General features: G+C 53.6%; 18 protein-coding genes and 2 pseudogenes. 6 read left to right on the top strand and 14 right to left on the bottom strand.

What is annotated here, in order from left to right:
• Window positions 1-246 precede the first annotated feature (246 nt).
• Together FDY98_RS07415 and FDY98_RS07410 are read right to left on the bottom strand one after the other, a co-directional pair.
• Window positions 247-984, bottom strand: coding sequence for a glutaredoxin (locus FDY98_RS07415; RefSeq protein WP_027959633.1), 738 nt, complete (start codon window positions 982-984; stop codon window positions 247-249).
• A gap of 173 nt (window positions 985-1,157) precedes the next feature.
• Window positions 1,158-1,844, bottom strand: coding sequence for a type 1 glutamine amidotransferase domain-containing protein (locus FDY98_RS07410; RefSeq protein WP_027959634.1), 687 nt, complete (start codon window positions 1,842-1,844; stop codon window positions 1,158-1,160).
• A gap of 93 nt (window positions 1,845-1,937) precedes the next feature.
• On the opposite strand from FDY98_RS07410, the gene FDY98_RS07405 reads away from it, so the two are divergent.
• On the top strand, window positions 1,938-2,717 hold the full coding sequence (locus tag FDY98_RS07405; RefSeq protein WP_027959635.1) for a CLCA_X family protein: 780 nt from the start codon (window positions 1,938-1,940) through the stop codon (window positions 2,715-2,717).
• A 59-nt stretch (window positions 2,718-2,776) separates the two neighbouring features.
• Here FDY98_RS07405 and FDY98_RS07400 read toward each other — a convergent pair whose 3' ends face one another.
• The 4 genes and pseudogenes from FDY98_RS07400 to FDY98_RS07385 all read right to left on the bottom strand — a co-directional run bounded on the left by FDY98_RS07400 (window position 2,777) and on the right by FDY98_RS07385 (window position 8,899).
• Window positions 2,777-4,690, bottom strand: a complete 1,914-nt coding sequence (locus FDY98_RS07400) for a TRAP transporter permease (RefSeq protein ID WP_051430544.1) — start codon at window positions 4,688-4,690, stop codon at window positions 2,777-2,779.
• 33 nt (window positions 4,691-4,723) lie between these two features.
• The gene (locus FDY98_RS07395; protein ID WP_027959636.1) at window positions 4,724-5,851 is read right to left on the bottom strand and encodes a TAXI family TRAP transporter solute-binding subunit; all 1,128 of its coding nucleotides are present in this window, start codon (window positions 5,849-5,851) and stop codon (window positions 4,724-4,726) included.
• Between the two features lie 103 nt (window positions 5,852-5,954).
• Window positions 5,955-7,149: pseudogene (locus FDY98_RS07390) on the bottom strand (CaiB/BaiF CoA transferase family protein).
• Window positions 7,142-8,899 (bottom strand): acyl-CoA dehydrogenase family protein, encoded by a 1,758-nt coding sequence (locus FDY98_RS07385; protein WP_081742635.1) that lies wholly within the window; start codon window positions 8,897-8,899, stop codon window positions 7,142-7,144. The pseudogene FDY98_RS07390 and the gene FDY98_RS07385 overlap by 8 nt, the downstream one beginning before the upstream one ends.
• A gap of 149 nt (window positions 8,900-9,048) precedes the next feature.
• Between FDY98_RS07385 and FDY98_RS07380 the strand changes: the two genes are divergently transcribed.
• Window positions 9,049-9,948 (top strand): LysR family transcriptional regulator, encoded by a 900-nt coding sequence (locus FDY98_RS07380; RefSeq protein WP_027959638.1) that lies wholly within the window; start codon window positions 9,049-9,051, stop codon window positions 9,946-9,948.
• A 158-nt stretch (window positions 9,949-10,106) separates the two neighbouring features.
• Window positions 10,107-10,235, top strand: a complete 129-nt coding sequence (locus tag FDY98_RS27355; protein WP_340146815.1) for a hypothetical protein — start codon at window positions 10,107-10,109, stop codon at window positions 10,233-10,235.
• 115 nt (window positions 10,236-10,350) lie between these two features.
• Here the strand turns inward: FDY98_RS27355 and FDY98_RS07375 are convergent, their stop codons facing one another.
• Window positions 10,351-10,863 (bottom strand): hypothetical protein, encoded by a 513-nt coding sequence (locus FDY98_RS07375; protein ID WP_196518192.1) that lies wholly within the window; start codon window positions 10,861-10,863, stop codon window positions 10,351-10,353.
• 812 nt (window positions 10,864-11,675) lie between these two features.
• On the opposite strand from FDY98_RS07375, the gene FDY98_RS07370 reads away from it, so the two are divergent.
• Window positions 11,676-12,047, top strand: a complete 372-nt coding sequence (locus tag FDY98_RS07370; protein ID WP_190373613.1) for a YkvA family protein — start codon at window positions 11,676-11,678, stop codon at window positions 12,045-12,047.
• 179 nt (window positions 12,048-12,226) lie between these two features.
• Complete coding sequence (locus FDY98_RS29370) at window positions 12,227-12,373, top strand: helix-turn-helix domain-containing protein (RefSeq protein ID WP_155705978.1); 147 nt, start codon at window positions 12,227-12,229, stop codon at window positions 12,371-12,373.
• 187 nt (window positions 12,374-12,560) lie between these two features.
• Here the strand turns inward: FDY98_RS29370 and FDY98_RS07360 are convergent, their stop codons facing one another.
• Both FDY98_RS07360 and FDY98_RS07355 read right to left on the bottom strand, forming a co-directional pair.
• Entirely contained in the window at window positions 12,561-12,923 is a 363-nt protein-coding gene (locus tag FDY98_RS07360; RefSeq protein ID WP_022520397.1) for a helix-turn-helix domain-containing protein, read from the bottom strand.
• A gap of 38 nt (window positions 12,924-12,961) precedes the next feature.
• Complete coding sequence (locus FDY98_RS07355) at window positions 12,962-13,165, bottom strand: type II toxin-antitoxin system RelE family toxin (RefSeq protein WP_231500695.1); 204 nt, start codon at window positions 13,163-13,165, stop codon at window positions 12,962-12,964.
• 688 nt (window positions 13,166-13,853) lie between these two features.
• Here FDY98_RS07355 and FDY98_RS07350 point away from each other — a divergent pair.
• The gene (locus FDY98_RS07350; protein WP_340146814.1) at window positions 13,854-14,771 is read left to right on the top strand and encodes a tyrosine-type recombinase/integrase; all 918 of its coding nucleotides are present in this window, start codon (window positions 13,854-13,856) and stop codon (window positions 14,769-14,771) included.
• A gap of 549 nt (window positions 14,772-15,320) precedes the next feature.
• Here FDY98_RS07350 and FDY98_RS27350 read toward each other — a convergent pair.
• From FDY98_RS27350 to FDY98_RS07330, 5 genes and pseudogenes are all read right to left on the bottom strand, one after another.
• The gene (locus FDY98_RS27350) at window positions 15,321-15,473 is read right to left on the bottom strand and encodes a VIT1/CCC1 transporter family protein (protein WP_340146813.1); all 153 of its coding nucleotides are present in this window, start codon (window positions 15,471-15,473) and stop codon (window positions 15,321-15,323) included.
• A gap of 349 nt (window positions 15,474-15,822) precedes the next feature.
• Window positions 15,823-16,149 carry a hypothetical protein gene (locus tag FDY98_RS27345; protein ID WP_231500696.1) on the bottom strand — a complete coding sequence of 109 codons (327 nt, stop codon included), beginning with the start codon at window positions 16,147-16,149 and terminating at the stop codon, window positions 15,823-15,825.
• 65 nt (window positions 16,150-16,214) lie between these two features.
• On the bottom strand, window positions 16,215-16,646 hold the full coding sequence (locus tag FDY98_RS07340) for a DUF6691 family protein (protein WP_035538505.1): 432 nt from the start codon (window positions 16,644-16,646) through the stop codon (window positions 16,215-16,217).
• 8 nt (window positions 16,647-16,654) lie between these two features.
• On the bottom strand, window positions 16,655-17,122 hold the full coding sequence (locus FDY98_RS07335; RefSeq protein ID WP_022523392.1) for a YeeE/YedE family protein: 468 nt from the start codon (window positions 17,120-17,122) through the stop codon (window positions 16,655-16,657).
• A 29-nt stretch (window positions 17,123-17,151) separates the two neighbouring features.
• Window positions 17,152-18,012 (bottom strand): annotated as a pseudogene (locus FDY98_RS07330) (MBL fold metallo-hydrolase).
• Between the last annotated feature and the right edge of the window lie 91 nt (window positions 18,013-18,103).

The raw sequence follows: 18,103 nt of genomic DNA, 5'->3' as shown, positions 1-18,103 counted from the left end.
TGGCCGGGTTTTCATCTATTCTTCCCTGATCTTGCACCACAAACATCCTGTTTGTGCATCCTTGTGCTACACAAGCAATCCTTGCTTGTTCTTCCCTGTCGCGAGTTCCCTTCGCTGTGTGCACACAGTGCGCTTTATAACAGCGGGTTTATCTAACCTGTGATATGTAGCGGCAAATAAATTATTTTTTAACGGATTTTGGATTTTAAATAGCATTTTAGCCAAGCAAGTTTTTGACGACGATTGTTATAGCAACATTTTCAGCGGCATCCATAGCCCCATCAGCACCATGGCGATATTTTCTGTCAGCGATACGAACCCTAGTGGCACATTGCTGCTTCCGCCAACGCAGGCACATTTCAACTCACGCTTATCCACGTACACGGCTTTAAAAACCGACACCGCGCCCACCGTGCCGATAAACAGCGCCAGCAGTGCTGCCAGCCAAAGCATGGCACCGGCCAGCATTAGTATCCCTGCCAGGGTTTCTGCGTAGGGGTACACATAGCTGTAAGGGACATAGCGCTGAGCCAGTAAGTCGTAGTTAAGGAACATCGAGCTAAAGCTCTCTACATCCTGCAGCTTCTGCAAACCCAGCAGCACCATGGCCGTGGCCACCGCATACTCAGGCATTCGTGCTGCCACTAAGGTGCCATTGGCAACCCAGCTAATCGCCAGCCCAATGAGCAAAGCGGTCACAAAAATCGCGATCACCGGCCGATAGGAAGTCTCTTTTGCACTCGGCACGCTCATGCCTAAATGCTCACGCACCTCTTCATAGCCGCCAATACGTTTATCACCTATATAGGTTTGCGGAGTGGTATCGACATTCTCCTGATCCTTGAATGCCTCGATTTCATCTCGGGATGTGAGCGGATGGTCATCGACCTGGTAGCCTTTGCGCTTTAACAAATCGACCGTTTTCATACCGAATGGGCAGAGATGTTCCGCGGTTTTCATCCGATAGACGCGTGCTGTCTCCATGTTAGTCGCCTCCTTGTTGCGCTGCTGAGAACTGCGCTGTTGAGAACATAGCTACTTAAAAATAAATAACCTATCTCCCTATAAGCATAGTCAGAATCTAATCGGCACCCAAAAATACAAACGGCGAGGAGAGCCTCGCCGTCGTCACCAAACCCGGTATTAATACCGGCGGGTTATTTCGTCAGCCACGCCATTAGCGTTTCAGCCGTGAGCGCTGAGGAAGGCGGGTTTTGCCCTGTGATCAGTTGGCCATCTTCACGTACGTAAGGAGTGAAATCATCCGCTTTGCTATAAATCCCGCCGCACTTTTGCAAGGCATCTTCAACGAGATGCGGCACGATATTGGTCAAGCCCACAGCCTCCTCTTCGCCGTTAGTAAAGCCCGTTACTTGGCGGCCTTTTACTAGCGGTTCACCAGCGCTGTCTTTAGCATTTACCAACACTATCGGCGCGTGACAAACCGTGGCAACCGGCTTGCCTTGGGCGATAAAGGTTTCGATCAAGCGAATCGAGTCCGCGTCGTCAACGAGATCCCATAGCGGGCCATGGCCCCCGGGGTAGAATACCGCATCGAAATCATCAGCCTTCATGTCGCTCAAGCGATGGGTAGCGGCAAGCTCCGCGTTAGCTTTTTCATCTTGCTTAAAGCGGCGCGTTTCATCGGTTTGGCTATCGTCTGCGTCACTTTTTGGGTCAAGCGGCGGCTGCCCACCCTTGGGCGATGCCAACGTTACTTCAGCACCCGCGTCTTTAAAGACATAATAAGGGGCTGCCAGCTCTTCGAGCCAAAAACCGGTTTCATTACCGGTATCACCCAACTGATCGTGAGACGTCAGTACCACTAAAATACGCTTGCTCATATCTCTCTCCTGGCGGTGGAAAATGAGGCAATTAAAATGCGTTACGGTTAGTTAGTGGGGGTCTGGATGGCGGAATGCAAGGAGAAACGACAAGTGAGCATCGCAGCGCGGGATTTTTATCGCAGTGGTCCTGACCATCGCCAAGGGCAAGCCAGCAGTTTTGCCCTGATCCGGCGTCAGTTTGATTTTCGCTCCATTGAGATTGGACGCTGGGTAACCAACGCTGAGCGCGACCGTGCCGCCGAGCTGTTTCATGATGCACTGTGCGATCTTATGTTGATTTTACAGGGAACAGAGGCGTTGATTTCCCTACGCGGCTCAATCGCGCTGCAGTACGGCAGCGGTGGTCGACCGGGTGTTTCTGCCCACTATGACCCCAGCCAACGCAGTTTTGCGCTGGCTAAAAACGCTGGCCCCGGCAGCATTGCCCACGAGTGGTTTCATGCTTTTGATCACTACATCGTCAGCAAGTGTTTTCGTGGCATCCCCAACGGCATGTTCGCCTCTACCGCGTGGCTGGCTGATGCGACGCCCATTCCCCACCCGCTTAATCAATTATTGATGGACTGTTTCAAAGCTATTCTGCTGCAGCCAGCAGGCGATCAGCCTAGCGAGCTGTTTCAGCATTCGGTGCAAGTGGATAAAAAACTTGGACAGCTCTATTACAGTAAACCCGAAGAGCTCTGCGCACGCGCCTTTGAAGGGTTTGTGCAAGATGCGGCCATCACCAATCACTTCCTGGTCAAAGGCACCAAGGCCTCTCCTGAAGCGGAAAGAGGGCTTTACCCACGGGGCGCACAGAGGGAACAGATCAATGCAGCGTTCAGCGACTACTTTGGCAGTCTGGGGAAAGCGTTGCGGGATGCAGAGTAAGCATGACGGCGCTCGGCAAGCTCTGCTGACGAACGCCGTGGGTGTCCAAGCAACTTTACCTAGGTGGAGCACTTCGTGATGTCTGCGCGTTTCGTGGTGTGCAGCATCGCCATCAGGTAGCACAATGCAAGCGCTAGAAAGCCCAGCAGGTCACTGATCCATTCGGGGTAGATCATCAGTGCGGCAGGCAGCAGCAGCGCACAACGCATGCGCACTCCCACCGAACCTATTCGATAAAGGTATCCTTCCATCGCCGCTGCCACCAACCAGATCGCGGTCATGGCTGTAAAAGCGGAGGCCATCACGCTCAACAGGGGGCCCTGCAAAATCAGCGATGGGTTGAGCACAAACAGAAACGGCAGTACGAACAGCACGGCTCCCAACCGCACGGCATACAGGCTCGTTCGGGTGCTGTTGGCGCCGGCAACACCGGCAGCAGTAATGGCGGCTAGCGCCACGGGTGGAGTGATATAGGAGAGCATTCCCCAGTAAAGAATGAACAGGTGGCTGGCAAGAGGATTGAGGCCAGCACCCACTAGCGCTGGCGCAAGCAGGATCGACAGGAATATGTAGCATGCGCTGACCGTCATTCCCATCCCGAGGATAAAGCTGGTAATCGCACCCGCCGCCAGCATCAGGGGAATGCTGTCACCTGCATACAACAGCAGTTCGCGAGAGAAAGCTCCTGCAACCCCCGTATAGGAAAGCCCACCGACCACCAAACCGATACCGGCCAAAACGGCGACCAGACTCCCCACCCCGTGTGCCAACTGATAGAAAAAATCCAGCAGTTGGCTGATACGCAGCCGCTGCTGACGGCGTACCAGTGCAATCGCCAGCAATATCAGGGTGGCATAGTAAGGCGCCTGGCTTTCCAGACGCATGACAAGCAGCATGTAGATCAGCACGCCCAAACTGAGTAGGTACGGCCATCCAGAGAGCAGCGTGTCACGCACCCTGGGAATATCCTTGGCGGGCATGCCCATGAGGCCTTTGCGGGCAGCATAGTTATCTACCTGAAGCAGCAGGGCCAGGTAGAAGAGCACCGCAGGCAGCAACGCCGCCAGCATTACCTCACCGTAACTGACGCCTAGGAAGGAAGCCATGATGAAGGCAACGGCCCCCATAACGGGCGGCATCAAGGTTCCGCCCGTGGAGGCGCACGCCTCTACGGCAGCGGCATATTCGCGTGAATAGCCACTGCGCTTCATGGCAGGAATGGTAATCGTCCCTGTGGTCAGGATATTGGATACCGCACTACCGGATAAGCTGCCCATGAAGGCACTGGAAACGACGGCCACCTTGGCGGGCCCGCCGCGGCTTCGGCCCATCAATGCAGTGGCGAAATTCATAAAGAACTCACCGCCACCGGTGATGGTTAGCGCAATCCCAAATACGACGAAGCCGATAATCAGGTTGGCGACGACCTGCATCGGCACGCCCACAATGCTTTCCGCCCCCATGACATGGGCTCGGATGGTTTCCCCCCATCCAAAACCGTTACTCCACAGGAAACCAGGCATGTGGCCTGCATAGAGCGGATAGAGCCCAAACAGCAGTGCCACGGCAAAAATCGCCCAGCCACCACAGCGACGAACGCCCTCCAGCACCAGTAGCAGCATCATCGTTGCCACCAGCGTGGCTTCGAGCGGGGCGAAATACTCCCACCCTTGCTGGGTCATGCGCAGGCCATTAAGGCCGAGGTAGATGGCGCCACCAAGAGCAGCCCCCGCCAGCACCCAGTCATACCAGGGAAGGCGTTCGGTATCAGCCTTGCGAGCCGGAAAGATCAGTAGTGCCGCCGATAGGAACAGCCCTATCAGATAGTAGATAAAGGCATTACCGATCGGATAGAACCCCAACAGCTTGAGGGCAAAGGTTTGGTTGATCGTCATCAACAGACCAACGGCCCCCAATCCCATCACTATCCACCTTGCCGAACCTTCCAATCGCTCTTGACTTGAATTGCTCATGATGTCGCTCCCAGTTACACATCCACCCCGTGGTCAAAGCGCGCCAATCACTTCTTGCCGGCGAGCTTCCCAACGTTCGGCAAGCGCATCCCCTTCGAGGTCTGGCTCCGCGTTCAGCAGGCTATCCCAAGCTTGCTTCAGTGCTTCCAGGCGGGCGAGGCGGTTATCGTTCCATGTCTGCATCTTCTCGCTCCATAGCCCTTTCTCTTGCATGTAGCGGATAGCCCCAGGGTGGAAAGGTATATCGATAGGCGGCACGCCGGAGTCCTCGATTGCCCAGCGGTGAATGGCAGCGGTCGCGTCACGATAAAGGTCATAACTCTCATCCAGGCTCTTGATGAACTGGTAGACCTCTTCTTCGTCACGATCAGCCATGGCCACGATAATCGGGTAACGGTAGGCAAGCATGTTGGCGGGAGATTCTTCGCTTAGCCCGGCGCCAATGGTTTCACGGAATGACTGGAAGACGGGAGCCACCTGGTTCATGCGCGCCCAGCCCTCTTCATCATCGGCAGGAATATCCACCCAGCGAATACCACGCGACGACTCTTCCAGCTCATAAAGCTGGCTGGCGGTGGTGGTCGTGCAGGTGGCATCGGCCCGATCCTCGACCAGCGAGCTCATGGCGGCGCCGTGAGTCGGGAACATCACCGCCTCCACATCGTCGTGACTCAGCCCTGCGAAGGCCAGGATCGCATCACATTTCACATTGACCGAAGGGTTGCCTGCCACGTAGGCAACCCGTTGCCCCCGCAAGTCTTCGAGCGTGTGGATATTGGCGTCGGCAGCCGATGGCACACCAAAGGTAGACGGTCTTCCGGCAACGGCTCTGAGGTCTTGGGGCCCCCAGCGGCGCTCGCTGAAGTCGTAAATTCCTTCCGTTGCAAAGAAGGACTCCGTGGCCAGGTAGGCATAGTCAGCCCGGCCACTTACCAGGGGCTGCAGTCGCCCAATGGCTGACCCTGCAGGCTGGATACGGATGCGGGTGTTGTAGGTCTTGCCAAAGGCATCGGCGATAGCAGAGGCCTCCGAGTGTCCTTGCGAGCCCACATCATAGGCGGTCCATGTCATGGTGCTGGGAAGCTCTGCGGCCGATGCCGTATTGGCTAGAACGGCAAAAACGGTGGAGATAAGGCCAGTGGCCAGGTGCGTGCGTTTCATGGGTTTGCTCTCATATTGTGTTGTTATTGGCGTAACGTTAATTGTGCTTCTTTTTCAGCCCTTAGGATTGGGCAATGGTGTACAGCGTGTTGTGCAAAAGGCTTCATGCCACCGGCACATCCGGCAGCACGCCTTTCGCTCTAAGGTGTTCTATTTGTTGCACGGTCAATCCTGCTTCATGAAGGATGGCGTCGGTATGTTCGGCAAAGCGTGGGGGTGGCGTTTCATAGCGTGAGGGCGTACGAGCCAGCTTGATCGGCGAGCCAGTGCCCTTGTAATGACCGATATTGACGATCATATCGCGGTGCTGGGTATGCGGATGCGCCAGCGCTTGCGTGGTATCGAGTACGGGCCCGCAGGGAACGCCGATACGCATCAACCGGTCGGCAAGCTTATCGCCTTCCCACCTGGCCATGGCACTTTCCAGCACATCACGCAGTGCATCGCGGTTACCCAGGCGGCACCATTGGTTGCAAAGCGTTCATCCTGGCTAACGTCGTGGCATTCGAGCAACTCGCATAAGCGCGCGAACTGCACATTATTGCCAACCGCCAGAAAAATCGGCTGTGTCGCCGTCCGGTAGACCTCATAAGGGGCAATGTTGGGATGCTCATTTCCCGTGCGGCCCGGCGGCGGTCCACCGTAGAACACGTTGGGAAAGTGGGGTGCATCAAGGACAGCCCGGAGTCGAACAGTGCTGTCTCGACAAACTGCCCACGCCCGCTGCGCGTACGCTCATGGAGAGCCAAGGTGATACCGATGACGGCATTGAGGCCGGTCACGATATCGACAATGGGCAGCCCCACTCGCAGTGGCTCCCCCTGTTTCTCACCGTTGACACTCATCAGCCCCGCCATTGCCTGGATGATGGCGTCATAGCCAGGCAAACCGCCCATCGGACCATCAGCACCAAACCCACTGATTCGACACTGGATCAGGCGGGGAAAGTGCGCGCTGAGAATGTCATAGCTCAACCCCCACTTCTCCAGGGTTCCCGGCTTGAAGTTTTCCACCAGCACATCGGCGCCCTCCAGCAACTGCAGTAACAGTGCCTTGCCGTCAGGATGACGAAGATCCAGCGCCATCCCGCGCTTGCTGCGGTTCAAGCCGTGGAAATAGGAAGCTGCATCGCCTTCGAAAGGAGGCCCCCAGCCGCGGGTTTCATCCCCCCCGGGAGGCTCGATCTTGATCACATCCGCACCGTAGTCACCCAGCACCTGGGTGCAGTACGGGCCTCCCAACACACGGCTAAGATCAATCACCCTGATTCCGCTCAGTGCGCCATTTGGCTTATCCATGACCCCCCCCCAGCCCGTGAGAACGCGCCAGTGCTTGGGTATTCACAACCGCCACGACCTGTTCGTCGGTCATCGGCGTTTCGCTGAGCAGCATCGCCAGCGCTTCCGGCGACGCTCGACTGACCGATAGCGGATCGGGAGGGAGTAGCTTGTGGCGTACCACCAGCCAAGCGAGTGCCAATCGCCGCCTGTCTCCCGTGATCCGGGACGCCTCCCAGGCCATAAGAATGGCGGAGGTAATGTGGTAGAGACTGCTGGCGATCCGCCGCGCGTCGTGCTCGCAGGCAGGATCCTCTGCCAGTGCATTCGCGCTCTCTACTGCCTTGTCGAGGAGCACCTGCAACAGGTGGCGCTCGTGATTCTCAATGGCGGACGCCTGCAACTGTTGGTGCAAGTAGTCAGCCAGTACCGGCAAGGTCTGTTCACGCCGAATCGCCCGGAAAACATCCAGGGCAACGATATTGCTGGTGCCTTCCCATATTGAGCCAAGGTGGGCATCACGCAGCACGCGGGCATCCGACCACTCCTCGATGTAGCCACATCCACCACGTACTTCCATGCCATCCCCAGCCACCTTGCGTGCATCCCGCGTGGTGCGGAACTTGATCATGGGTGTCAGGATGCGCAAGAGCTTGGCTGACTGGGTATCCCCCGCATCGGCACGCCGCAGGCACTCGGCTGTGTGGAAGACCATCGTGCGCCCCTGCTCGGCAGTGAGCATCATCTTGCTGAGCTGACGCTGCATAAGCGGCAGCTCGATGAGCTGGCTACCGAACGCCTGCCGATGGCGGGCAATGAAAAGCGCCTCGTTGAGTGAGCGACGCATTAGCCCCGCCGACCGCACCCCGTTCGAGAGACGAGACATGTTGATCATGTCCGTCATCTGCTTGAAGCCCTGCCCCGGCTCTCCCACCACATAAGCTTCGGCGCCTTCGAGCAGGATCTCACCGCTCGCCATGGAGCGAGTACCCAGCTTGTCTTTCAGGCGTACGATGCGGTAATGGTTAAGATCACCATTTTCCAGATACCGGGGCAGCAGGAACAGCGTGAGACCGCGAGTGCCCCGCTCCCCCTGCTCGGGGCGCGCCAACACCATCGCCAACGCGGCATCGGGGTTAGAACAGAACCATTTGTCGCCATAAAGGCGCCATTTGCCGTCTTCCTGCCTCGCTTCCGTAGTAATCGCCCCTACATCAGAGCCTGCATCCTGCTCGGTCATGAACATGGCTCCCTGATAGGCCAGATCCATATCCTGTGAGGTCAACGCTTCCAGGTAGCGGTTCACCAACGCTTCGTCGCCAAACTTGCGCAACGTGCGAGTCAGTGCATCGGTCATGCTAAGCGGGCAGCAAAGGCCAAACTCTGCCTGCACGAACAGGTACGTCAGCGCATACTTCACTACCGGCGGCATGGGTTCCGACCAGTCAAGCACTCCACCGCGGTGCGACATGGCCGCCAGCCCGAACTGCCCATAGGCATACGCTTCCAGGCGTTGATAGGCTGGATGTTTGAGGATCTGCTGACGCTCGGCGCCATTTCGGCTGCGCAGGGCAAGTTCAGGTGGATGCTTGTCAGCCTCGATAGCCAGCGTTTCCAGTTCACCGCCAGCAAGGGCTCCCATCTCATTGAAGTGGCGCTCCAGATGCTGACGTAGCGCCGCCGGCAAATAGAGATCCAGAAGTTGGGAAAGGGTGGGATCGTTATGGTAACTGTTCTGCCCCCAGGAATCGGGGATATTGCGGTGTATCATTTCATTCACGACGGCGTACCTCTTGGACTTATTATATGTTTTATCGTCACATTAGGTCGGTATGGAGGCCGTCTCCAATACTGTTTTAGGATCCATTGATTCAGTTTTATGTATGATTGAAGAACAAGAAACGATAAGGAACGAAGCCAATGGCGCTGACATTTCGACAGTTGCGTTACTTTCTAGTGCTCTCGGAGGAGCTGCATTTCGGCAGAGCAGCACAGCGTCTGCATATCTCTCAACCACCGCTAAGTGCCAGCCTGCGTCAACTGGAAGAGGAGCTAAAGGTCAAGCTGCTGCTGCGCAATAGCAAACGCGTTACCCTCACGCCCGCCGGAGAAGCCTTCCAGCGCCAGGCACGCCGGATTCTCGAGCAGCTAGAAGACTCGCAAACGCTGGTGCAGCGCATTGCCTCAAGCGCCACCGGCCTGGTGCGCGTCGGGTTTACACCCGCCATGCTCTTTCGCGGCCTGCCAGAACTGCTCAAACGCCTGCAATCCCGCTATCCCGGCATCGAAATACAATTGATCGAACGCAACTCGGCAGATCAAGTAGAAGCAGTGATGCAAGAGCAGCTCGATATCGGCTTCATCCATTCGATGCCGTTACCCGAGGGAATCGAGTCGGTCATCCTGTCGGACGAACCCTTCCTGTGCTGCTTGCCAGCGCATCACCACCTAGCAGGCCGACGCGAGTTGGCGGTCAAGGAACTGGCCAATGAGCCCATCATCCTGTTTGGTCGCGACCTTGCCCCTCACTATTACGACAGGATCATCGGCCTGTTTCACCACGCCGATGTTAAACCCCATATTTGTCACGAAGTCTCCCACTGGTTGACCATTCTTGCTCTGGTAGCCAATGCGATGGGCGTTGCCCTGGTTCCCCAATCACTTGCCAAAGCCGGGTTTTCCAATGTGAGCTTTCTCCCTCTGACCGATTCAACGACACGACATCAGTCGCACTGCATATGGCGCAGCGATTCGGAGGAACATGAAGAAATCCGTCAGTTGCTGCTTAACTGCCTAAAAGAACAACAGCAAGTCAGGTAAGCACGGCGCCAAGCCCAGCAGCCCCCCTACCTGCCCTACTCCCGCCGACCACCTCATTCCGTCGTGAGGAAACCGCAGTGCAGTCGTTGTCGCCTACGTGCGAAATAACGCTTTCGCGACTACGCTATAGCAACGCTCACTACTCAAAGGAAGAGAATATGTCTACTACCACTATCGTCGTTATCGTTGTGGTTATCGTTGCCGTGCTGGGTATTGGCTTCGGCGGAGTGCTGCCTTTTAAACGTCGTGAACAGAGGGTTCTCAGGAACTCGACGCTAAGCATCTGACCTGAGCACAAAAAAAGCCCGCTGATTGTGAACTGCATCCCAATCGTTGGATGAGTGTCCAACTTTTGAGGTGCAGTTCAGTGGCGGCGCGGCGGGTTCAAAGGTAACAGTTACATCAATCAGGGAAGTTCCGGATTAGCTTGTAGGTAATACCTGTGTTTCCAGCTTCAATTACCTCTAAGGAGGCTCCTTTGTAACTTATCTCGTCGGAGGTGCTTAAATCATACTCTACTTCGTTATTGAAAGCTGGCCTGGCAAGACTGGAGCTAAATTCTCTGTAACCAATGTTGATTTTATCTCCAATGCGACCATTATATATGAGCGTCTGCTGGAAGCTGTCTTCTTGCTCAGATAGCCTTTTCGCCTTTGTGTAGTCACCAGCATAGCAAGCACTACCTCCAAAAGTAGTTATGACACATATTTCAGCATTGTCTTTTTTGGCAACTGCTAGCGCTTGGATTGGATCAGCAAAGGCTCCTCTGACCACGCCTGTAGGTTCATAAAAATCATTTTCCGTATCGTGCCCAATCTGGCGATAGGTTCTATTAGGGATGTCATACATAGCCCCATCAATCATTTGGTTTACTCGGAGAACGCCCACCTCAACCATCGAGCCTTTCTCAACCATGTGCTCTCCCACGCCCACGGTCATAACTTCACCGATCTCAGGATAACTCACCCGATTAACCAACTCTTCCCCCCATTGTAGGAAACTGTTGTACAGCCCGTTAGAGAAATGAGGCTTAGTAAAACAAAAATCGCTTTTTTCATTCTATATCCCTTGCTTATTAGAGTAGCCCTCTCGGAAGGACGTTTTTAATCCCGAATTCATCTAAAATTCGCTAATCCATCTTAGCGTTTTAAGCCACCCGCTAGTTAGGGTGCTTGTGGGGAATTGCTTCATTTAAAAATATGACGTAGCCGCACTTGTCGTTACTGCTCCGAAAACCACCAATGCCGATGTCGGTCTGCACTGCCTGAACTCACTACCCAGGCATATCGAGCATGGTCAAGTACATCTTTAAAAGCAACCTTGAAATCAGAGCTACCTGCAAATACATCCGCCATGCTGAGGGTTTACCGGATGTTGATGCAACTTGAGTCTGAACGGCTGTCATGAACTGCATGAAAATAAGCCAATAATTGCTCGCTTAACTGGAGGCAGCGTAAACCCAGCAAATTAAATCCTCCAGATAAATGTTTCCAAGTCAATGCGAGCAACTTCATTGCGTTCGTTTGATATGAGTCGAATGCAGTGAGCATCATTGGTGCTGAGTTGAATTTTCTTCAGGCAGGGGGTGACAAGCTTCTTCATCTACTGGATGATTACCTAAGGTGATTGAGCCTGGGCTGACCCGTGAATCTCAATCACTGCCAGCAAAGGAACTTAACGACTAAGATAAATGAAATAATATCAAGTATTTAACTATAGGGGGCAACGTGAGCAAGGGCGAACCACAAGCATCACTGGATGAAAAGATCGACGCACATGCAGACAGTTATTCAGATGAGAGTTTCTGGAACAAGACGACTAAGTACGCCAAGAAGGCTGGTGAAAAAACACTCTCACCAGCATTGAAGATGTACTACTCAGCCAAGGATAGCGACACCCCAATGTGGGCAAAAACTACGGTTTATGGTGCGCTTGGATATTTCATCTCTCCTGTTGATGCCATACCTGATCTAACTCCAGTTCTTGGCTATACTGACGACATAGGCGTTCTTGCCGGTGCACTGGCAATAGTGGCAGCGCATATAAAAGATGAACACTATGAACAGGCACAACAGACCCTCAAGCGCTGGTTTAACTGATCTATCCACCAATGTACACCCATGGCGTGAAAGCCTTTATTGGCTTTCACGCCATTTTTGATTTCTAACCAATCACTCATGTTTAATCAGCTTGAATCGCCTTGGGTTTAGTAGACAACTCTAGGCCTTATACTAAAGGCATCTAGAGGATACATGAGCCATGCCCGTTATACTGAAAAATTCAAAATCAAAGCCGTCCAACAGGTGGTAGAGCGTGGGGCCATCGAGTCGCTGAAGTTGCTGATCGGTTAGGCGTCTCAGACCACAGTTTGTACCATTTGATCAAGCGCTACGACAGACCTGTAGAACTCCGGAAAAAAAGATGATGATCTAAGCTGAAAGACGACGCTTGAAGACGGAACTAAAACGCGTATCGAAGGGCGGGGCCTATTAAAAAATGCCGCCGCGTGCTTCGCTAGAGGATCTGACTGAGGTAAGCGTTTATTCAGGATCATGCGAGCCAATATCAAAAAGCAGGCCGCTGTTCATTGCTCACCGAGAGGGCCGTGACCGTCAGGTAATATCTCTCAACTCCACATCCAACGCAGCCGCAATGCGGGTCAGCACACTCAACGAGCCGCTCTTTTTTCCTGACTCTATTTCGGAGAGGTACCCCTGGCTAATCCCTGCTTTTTCCGCCAGTTCACCTGCGCGTAGGCCACGGTATTCACGGTACACCTTCACGGGTGCCACGCCGTCCAGCAGCGCATCCACAACCGCTGCGGGAAATGACTCTTCACCACGCGCCACAACCGCGTTGGCAGCGTCGATATCGTCCTGGTCTTCCAACCGCGCAAGCAATGCGTGGTACTCCTGCTCGGGCAGTACCACCAGCCGCTCGCCAGTGGGCGTTTGAATAATCTGAGGTGCACTCATGCCGCCTCCTGTTAATTGCCGGGTGCATTATTGATGCTTTATTGATAAATAGCACCACGGGCACCGATGTTAATGATGTCCAACACATCGCCACGCTCGTCGATGATCACCCGCCAGTCGCCTACCCGCAGGCGAATATAATCGCTCCCCTTCAACGCCTTCACATTATTGCGTTGGCTTTCCGGGTCTTCCGCGTAGGCCTTGATTTTACCTTGTATGCGCTTCGACTCAGGCCGCGGCATTCGCTGCAGCACCTTTAGTGCACTTTTACGGTAAGTGATCGTCTTCATTACTAGCATTATAGCTAATAGAGAATAAATATAGAAATTTTTTAGCTGTAAGCTAACAAACACCACAGAAGGTCAATATCGCCATGGTGACCAGTTGGGCTAACTCGCCCTTTTACGAGAACGCTATCCGCGAGCGCTTCTGGAAAACCCACCTAAAACACGCCGGCGTTCGCTACCGCGGCCCCAACCAGTGCCGGCACCCGTTCATAAGCCAGCTGCTCTCATTGGAAAAGTGGTGCCGCTGCACTGGATCTCTAACCACGTTGGCCACGCGACGATCATCATGATCCAACAGCGTTATGGTAAGTGGATTCGCAGCGACGGCCCAGATATTCCAGCGCCATTGAGAAGCAATTAAATCTGGAAGCATTCCCAAGTTAGTCCCTGAGAGCCAAAAACAAAAAAGGCCGTCGAGCTAAGAGCTTGACGGCCTTTAAAATTCTGTGGCGGAGGGGGAGTCCGCATACTACATGTACAACAGCATCCACAATGATACAACAAGCCACTGATTTATAATAAAATAATAGTCGATACAGTCCAACCACACCCACTCACATACAACGTAAAACATATTAGAAGTATGGGCTGGTGTATGGGCTAAAATGTGGTACGCTAAAAACATACTTCGGGGATAGCGGCTATGGGCAAACTCACGACAAAAGGCGTTCAAAAGCTGGTCAGGGAGTCAAACCCTGGCATGACCAATGATGGGGATGGGTTGTACCTCAAAATTGGCAAAGGTGGCGGCGCAAGCTGGATTTACCGTTTTCGATGGAATGGCAGGTTACGTGACATGGGTCTTGGTAGTTATGCTGACAAAACACTATCAGACGCACGCGAATCAGCCGCAGAAAATCGAAAGCTCGTCAAACAAGGCATCGACCCACTGGCTGTTCGTGAGCAGAAAAATGAAAAAAAGTCCGTGACTGTAACGGTTACCCACTGCGCAGCACGCTATATTCAATCCCACCGTCGCAGCTGGCGAAATGCCAAGCATGCACGTCAGTGGGTAAGCACTCTTAAAACATACGTGCGCCCGGTAATAGGTAACCTACCCGTAGAAGAGGTCACCACTCAGGATATATTGAAGATCCTCACGCCTATCTGGACAGTCAAGAATGAAACAGCTAAGCGTGTTCAAGGTCGAATTGAAAACATATTAGACTTCGCAGCAGCCCATGAGTATCGCGACCAGGTCAACCCTGCCCGCTGGCGTGGCCATCTCGATAAACTCTTAGCTAAGCCGTCAAGGGTTCAAAAGGTGAATCACCATCCTGCTATGCCTTATGATCAGGTAGCGACATTTATGGGCTCAGTTCAGCTCTACAAAAGCATGTCATCAAAAGCACTACTATTTTTGATACTGACAGCCACACGTACCTCAGAGGTGCTCAACGCTGAGTGGAAAGAGATCGACATTGGAAAAGCTACGTGGCAAATACCAGCAGAGCGCATGAAAGCTAATCGAGAACACAGAGTGCCACTATCTAAGCAGGCAATTGATCTTTTACTGAGCCTCTCTCGCGTGAAAGGCAATAGCTTTATTTTCCCGGAATGAAAGCGGGTCGACCATTATCCAATATGTCGCTTCTGCAATTTATGCGTGGGCTAGGTTACGGGCCTAGTGGTGAAAAAGGCAATTATGTGCCCCACGGATTCCGCTCAAGCTTTAGGGATTGGACAGGCGAGGTAACGAGCTATCCAAGGGATGTAGCTGAAATGGCACTGGCTCATGCAATTGAGAATAAAGTTGAGGCCGCCTATCGTCGAGGAGACCTTTTTGAAAAGCGCCGAGCTATGATGCAGCACTGGGCCGATTACACTTTTTTGGTATAACAGCTAGGCCTTATCATTGATCCGCCAATTATCCCGTGTAATAAGCATTTGGTGACTGAAAGGTAGTCGAATACCTCATTGCACGTCCGCAAGCGAGACGCCTATCGTTAAACTACTTTTGAACACTACGCGTTCGTAGTGTTGCAACGACACGATAAATACCGTTTATCAACCGGTAACCGACATCTGAATTGATGACACCTTATGGTTGCTGGTGAATGGGCGTAGTGCTTTCTCCCATTATTGATATCAATCCCAACAATTCACGTAGTTAAGCCACCACACCAAATACCCGCCCTATGCCGGATGTGATGGCCATAGCAAGTGCACCCCAAAACATGACTCGCAAAGCAGCCTTGAGCGTTGGCGTCCCACCTGCCCGCGCGGCAACGGCCCCAATAAGGCTAGAAAATATAATGAACATAGCGATCCCAACACCGCAAGCTGCGTTAGCGGCCACAATGGCTAGCCCCAGTCCACTGCGCTGCTGTTACTGGCGCGCCAGAATCGATGCGTTAATTTGCGCTATCAACACCTGAGCCTTGGTCGCTAACGCTAAAAGTGAGACGACGCTCCCCTGACTCCCACTGCGCATCAACGTTAACGTGGGCATCGCAAGAGCAACATCAGGCCAGTGGGATGGCTCTATAAAGCGGACTTGTTTGTCGTACAAGCTATTTGCCGGGGCATGTTCGGCCACATCTGCGACGCGACTAGCTTGGCCATAATCAAAACGCACACGCACCTCTAGACGAGCCAGAGTGAGTAACTGGTCAAGGGTTTAGCTCAACCGCACAACGCACTCTTGAGCATAGTTGAGCGATGTTATTGCAGCCTGACTTTCGACCCTGCGAGCCATTTGCAGGTGGGTTTTGATTACAGTCAGCGGAGGCATGGTTTGTAAAGCGCTGCTCGCGGATAATGGCTTGCTGTACACACTCAAGAAGCGTATTTGAGGTTTCAATTAGCGGACGAGTCTCTTTAGGGAGGCCATACGTAGCGACCGGGGCGAGTGCATCGGGTAATCCGCGATCAAGAATGACCAAATCACTGGTCACCGCTCGCACCGCCTGACGGGCGTTAACCCAGTGTTTAGACAAATAAAAACACCCTTGCGGTGAAGGCAAGGGCGTGGGCATGGCAATCGCCGAATAAGGACGAATGGCTAGGCGAGACGCTTAGCGGCAAACCACCCCAACACCATGGTCACCAGCATGGCCAATAGCGGTAAGGAAAGACCGCCGATGGAGGCAATCGCTGGCCCTGGGCAGTAGCCGGAAAGTCCCCAGCCAATGCCAAACAGGGCCGCGCCCCCTAACAACTTCGCATCTAACTCTCGTTTGGTCGGTAACTGAAAGACGCCACCCAGCAGTGGAGCAGTACGCTTGAATACCAGCCGATAGCCGATAAAGGTGGTAACGACGGCCCCGCCCAATACGAACATCAGCGTTGGATCCCAGGCACCCGCTACGTCTAGAAATCCCACTACTCGCGCGGGGTCCGTCATGCCTGAAACAGCCAAACCAATACCGAAAAGTAGCCCCGCCGCATAGCCTGCCGCCGTTTTTATCCAACTGCTCTTGTTTGACTGACTCATTGAACTATTCATTGAACGCCACCTAAACCTAGCAAGTGGCGCGAGATATAAACGGTCACTAGCCCCGTCACTAAAAACATACCGGTGGCCGCCATGGAGCGTGGCGCCAAGCGCGCCAGTCCGCATACGCCATGGCCGCTGGTACAGCCACTGCCCAGCCCCGTGCCTACGCCCACTAACAGCCCAGCCACTAGCATTAACCCTACACCTCCTACTGATGCGCCGATCACCTCGCCAGGGCTACCGGCAACGTTGCCCAAACCACCACCAAAAGCCATAAGCAAAAGCGGGCCGCTAATCAGCCCTAACAGAAAAGCCACTCGCCAAGCGCTATCGCCCTTGGGGCGTTGTGTTATCAAATTGCCCACGATGCCACTGATACCCGCAATACGCCCTAGCGTTGCCATCAGCCAGGTAGCGGAAAGCCCGATCAACACACCCCCAACCAGCCCTTGTAAGCCTGCTGTCCAATCCACTGGTGACTCCTTAGATCGCACTCAAACCGTTAGAAAAAATTAATCGGCACTTTGAGATAGACGGTGCCGTTCTCTTCCGCGGAGGCAGCTCCCCTGCACGCATATTGACTTGCACAGAGGGAATAATGAGCTTCGGCATGCCTAAGGTGGCGTCGCGCTCAGTGCGCATCTTCACGAACTCGTCTTCGCTGATACCTTCATGAACATGGACATTCTCACTGCGCTGTTCCGCAACGCTGCTTTCATGCTCAAAGTTATCACGGGGGGCTTTATAGTCGTGGCATAAGAACAGCCGCGTCTGCTCGGGAAGCGCCAACACTTTTTGAATAGAGTGATAAAGGGTGCGCGCATCGCCGCCGGGAAAGTCACACCGCGCGGTGCCATAATCCGGCATAAAAGCGTATCGCCTACAAAGGCGGCATCGCCCACTACGTAGGTTAAACAGCGGGCGTATGCCCAGGAGTGTGCAGAACATTGCCCTGTAATTGGCCAATGGTAAACGTATCCCCTTCTTCGAACAGCGCATCAAATTGGCTGCCATCCCGGGCAAACTCGCTGCCCGCATTGAACGCCTTACCGAATATCTCCTGCACCTTCACTATGTTGGCGCCAATGCCGGTTTTACCGCCTAACTGATCATGCAGGTATGGCGCAGCCGAGAGGTGGTCGGCATGCACATGGGTCTCCAAAATCCAGACCACCTCGAGATCGTGTTCGCGAATAAAGGCGATGATGTTGTCAGCGGATCGCACGTCCGTCTGCCCAGCGGCATAATCAAAGTCGAGCACTGAATCGATGACCGCACAGGCACGGCTGTCTGAGTCTTGAACCACATAGCTAAAGGTATTGGTGGGCTCATCAAAAAAGTGCGTAACGATTGGGCATTGCATCGCGATCACCAAGATAGGTAATTTAATTTTTTGATTATGAAAATAGTATATATCAAAATAACTCATAAGCTTAGATTTATTTCGAATATGA

This window comes from Halomonas sp. PA16-9, from assembly GCF_009728585.1.
In the GTDB taxonomy this organism is placed as follows: Bacteria; Pseudomonadota; Gammaproteobacteria; order Pseudomonadales; family Halomonadaceae; genus Vreelandella; species Vreelandella titanicae.
This window is presented reverse-complemented; position numbering and strand designations above follow the sequence as displayed.

Bases quoted from the DNA above. Each gene is read 5' to 3' on its own strand.
- FDY98_RS07340 (WP_035538505.1), bottom strand. From the start codon at position 16,646: ATGAGTCAGTCAAACAAGAGCAGTTGGATAAAAACGGCGGCAGGCTAT.
- FDY98_RS27355 (WP_340146815.1), top strand. From the start codon at position 10,107: ATGTCTACTACCACTATCGTCGTTATCGTTGTGGTTATCGTTGCCGTG.
- FDY98_RS07360 (WP_022520397.1), bottom strand. From the start codon at position 12,923: ATGAGTGCACCTCAGATTATTCAAACGCCCACTGGCGAGCGGCTGGTG.
- FDY98_RS07415 (WP_027959633.1), bottom strand. From the start codon at position 984: ATGGAGACAGCACGCGTCTATCGGATGAAAACCGCGGAACATCTCTGC.
- FDY98_RS07410 (WP_027959634.1), bottom strand. From the start codon at position 1,844: ATGAGCAAGCGTATTTTAGTGGTACTGACGTCTCACGATCAGTTGGGT.
- FDY98_RS07375 (WP_196518192.1), bottom strand. From the start codon at position 10,863: ATGGTTGAGAAAGGCTCGATGGTTGAGGTGGGCGTTCTCCGAGTAAAC.
- FDY98_RS07355 (WP_231500695.1), bottom strand. From the start codon at position 13,165: ATGCCGCGGCCTGAGTCGAAGCGCATACAAGGTAAAATCAAGGCCTAC.
- FDY98_RS07400 (WP_051430544.1), bottom strand. From the start codon at position 4,690: ATGAGCAATTCAAGTCAAGAGCGATTGGAAGGTTCGGCAAGGTGGATA.
- FDY98_RS07395 (WP_027959636.1), bottom strand. From the start codon at position 5,851: ATGAAACGCACGCACCTGGCCACTGGCCTTATCTCCACCGTTTTTGCC.
- FDY98_RS27350 (WP_340146813.1), bottom strand. From the start codon at position 15,473: ATGTTCATTATATTTTCTAGCCTTATTGGGGCCGTTGCCGCGCGGGCA.
- FDY98_RS07385 (WP_081742635.1), bottom strand. From the start codon at position 8,899: ATGATACACCGCAATATCCCCGATTCCTGGGGGCAGAACAGTTACCAT.
- FDY98_RS07380 (WP_027959638.1), top strand. From the start codon at position 9,049: ATGGCGCTGACATTTCGACAGTTGCGTTACTTTCTAGTGCTCTCGGAG.
- FDY98_RS07350 (WP_340146814.1), top strand. From the start codon at position 13,854: ATGGGCAAACTCACGACAAAAGGCGTTCAAAAGCTGGTCAGGGAGTCA.